At 36.8% G+C, this 2,722-nt stretch carries 3 protein-coding genes; all 3 read left to right on the top strand.

The window, feature by feature from the left end; genetic code table 11:
* The first annotated feature begins 192 nt into the window (after window positions 1-192).
* Window positions 193-630, top strand: a complete 438-nt coding sequence (locus H1P_RS31390; protein ID WP_144875123.1) for a C6orf136 family protein — start codon at window positions 193-195, stop codon at window positions 628-630.
* A 627-nt stretch (window positions 631-1,257) separates the two neighbouring features.
* Window positions 1,258-1,551 carry a hypothetical protein gene (locus H1P_RS31385; RefSeq protein ID WP_144875121.1) on the top strand — a complete coding sequence of 98 codons (294 nt, stop codon included), beginning with the start codon at window positions 1,258-1,260 and terminating at the stop codon, window positions 1,549-1,551.
* 545 nt (window positions 1,552-2,096) lie between these two features.
* A partial coding sequence (locus H1P_RS36815) for a leucine-rich repeat domain-containing protein (RefSeq protein WP_186376256.1) occupies window positions 2,097-2,722 on the top strand: 626 nt, incomplete at its 3' end.

The following is a 2,722-nucleotide window of genomic DNA, read 5'->3' as shown; positions in this document are numbered from 1 at the left end:
GTCAGTCGGCATATTCCACTCCCGTGTTGACAACGCCCCGCTTGAATGCGATTCAAGAGACAGCCCCTCCGAAGCCTGTCTTGATGCGCGTTCCCTTGCGCGACCGAAGGAAGTCCTTTAGGGTCTTACGCCGACGCGGGGTCGCATCGCTGCTCTGACCGTTGGTCAAAAAAACTTAAAGAGGAAAGAGATTTGCTAGAGAAGAACGTTTATCAATCGCGAGTCGAGGATGTCATTGAAACTCTCAAGACCGAACTACCAAGTCTATTTGAAACCGATCTTTCGTACGATATTTATACCAAAGATATCTATTTTCGAGATCCAGTCAATACCTTCAAAGGCAAGTTCAACTACCGCATTATCTTCTGGACATTAAGATTTCACGGCAAGCTCTTTTTTACCTCACTTTACTTTGACTTGCATGATATTAAGCAGACGGCATCCGATACGATTCTGGCTAATTGGACTGTGCGTGGCACTTTGCGAGTTCCTTGGAAAGCTTGTATCTTGTTTAATGGCTATTCGACTTACAAGCTTACTTCAGAAGGATTGATTTACGAACATATTGATACTTGGGATCGTCAACCCAGCGAAATTCTCAAGCAGTTTTTTCGCAGAGGTCAAGAATGAAATCAAGTCATCTACTAATTTCTCCCCTCTAACCTCTCTTTCAACCTGGTATACCTTTGCTGCTGCTTGACTTGCTTTCATAGCGATTACAGGTTCTTTGAAAAATAAATATATTCCTCAAAGCAAGCGATCGCGCTCGGAAAAAGATGGATAATGAAAAAAGAACCAGAAGAGCTATTAAATCTTGAAATAGAGCCTTTGACCGCCAAAATTGCGAGAATTTTCCAAAAACTAAACTATTAGGGCTAAATAGAAGGTTCGTGTCATACGGTGTCACCCAAGTCTAAAACCTTTACTGGGTATAGCATACAGAGATTGACTTTTTGTTTTTTAGCGATCGCAAAAATCTAAGTTATACCATTTCTCAACAGCGTGGTTCTATAAGCTTGGTGGGGCTTATAAAGTCCGCCCGCAGGTGGCGGACACAGCCCATTGGAAACCCAAGCATAGCCAACGCTCAAAAGTAATAAGAGACTTAGATAACAGTAAAAATCTAAAAATGAAAAGCCAAAAGAAAAAGCTAGCAAGACATTTGGGAATCAATATTAATAAGAAATAACTTCGCTAGATATCTAGCTAGTTTCGAGAATTGGTATTACATAAATGATAAATAATCTTGGTTAATGATTGAATCACAAAGCGATACAACTCCGAAATGTTAATGTCAAAGAATGGGTTAACGCTTATTGTAGTGGAGATTATATCGGGCGTAATATCTGGGCTTCTAATAACAATAAAAATCTCTATAGACTACAGAAAAAAAGGTTTCAAACAAATAAGCCTAATTCCAGTAAACGTATGCAAATTAGGGAATGTTGTATAGGAGCAGGGGGGCATATTCATTACTGGAATACAAGTGCGCCAGAGATTGCGGAAGAAATTGATGATTTAATTGATAGCATTCGGTCTTCAACTAAATAATACGGCGTTGCTGATTTAATGTATGAAACTCATAATAATACCGCCCTCCTTTAAGCTCTAAGCTCCAAGCGTTTAAAATAATTAGGCGATATTCTCTCCAACCCAATGTTATACTAAACCCGATTCACAAAGTTTACTTTTAAGGTTGGCTCGGAGACTTCGAGACGCGGGGACAAGGGGATTTTTAAAATCTAAAATATTTAACCTTTACCAACAGGATTTAGTATTACAAGCTTGAGCGATAATGTCAGCATATAAATGTAATTGAATGTTTTTTACCCAATCAAATAATATGCAGCTTTTTATGCACATCAGCTTACATCAACTTTAAGAACAGGATTTAGTATTAAGAGGGGATGCTCTGATTTTTTTTCTTTTATACTCAATGGAATTATAGCAATGTCAACCAAATCGAAAAATAATACAGATTTACTTAAAATCAAAGAATTAATTAGCGATCGCGCAGTGCCAGGCGAAGCCCGATCGCCTTAATTAATTAGATAGAAAAGTTGATAATCAAACCATTTTAATTCTTATTAGTTTAGATGAGAAAAGATATGAGCTTAAATAATATTCCAGATCGCTTTCTTCAGAAAATTAGAGAAGCTCAAGAAAAACAGCTTGAAATACTAGATTTAAGTAATGATTGGGATGCTAATGACCAAGAGAAGTTGACCGATATTTTCCCTGAATTCTTTGAATTAAAGCAGTTAAAAGTTTTAAATTTTCGATATAATAAAATTACTAATTTACCAGAATCTCTGACCGATCTCTCTAATTTGAGATGGCTAAATTTATCAGGTAACCAGCTAACAACTATTTCAAAATCTCTGACCGATCTCTCTAATTTGAGATGGCTAAATTTATCAGGTAACCAGCTAACAACTATTCCAGAATCTCTGACCGATATCTCCAATTTAAGATGGCTAAATTTAGCAGATAATCAGCTAATAAATGCTCCAGAATCTCTGGGTCATTTCTCCAATTTGAGAGGACTAGATTTGTCAGGTAATCAACTAGCAACTATTCCAAAATATCTAGTTTATATCTCTAATTTGAGATGGCTAAATTTATCAGGTAATCAGCTAACAACTATCCTAGAATATCTGACTTATCTCTTCAATTTAAAATGGCTAAATTTAGCAGATAACCAGCTAACAACTATCCCCAG

The organism is Hyella patelloides LEGE 07179 (genome assembly GCF_900659865.1).
In the GTDB taxonomy this organism is placed as follows: Bacteria; Cyanobacteriota; Cyanobacteriia; order Cyanobacteriales; family Xenococcaceae; genus Hyella; species Hyella patelloides.
Note: the sequence above shows the minus strand (reverse complement) of the source record. Positions and strands in the feature narration are given on the sequence as shown.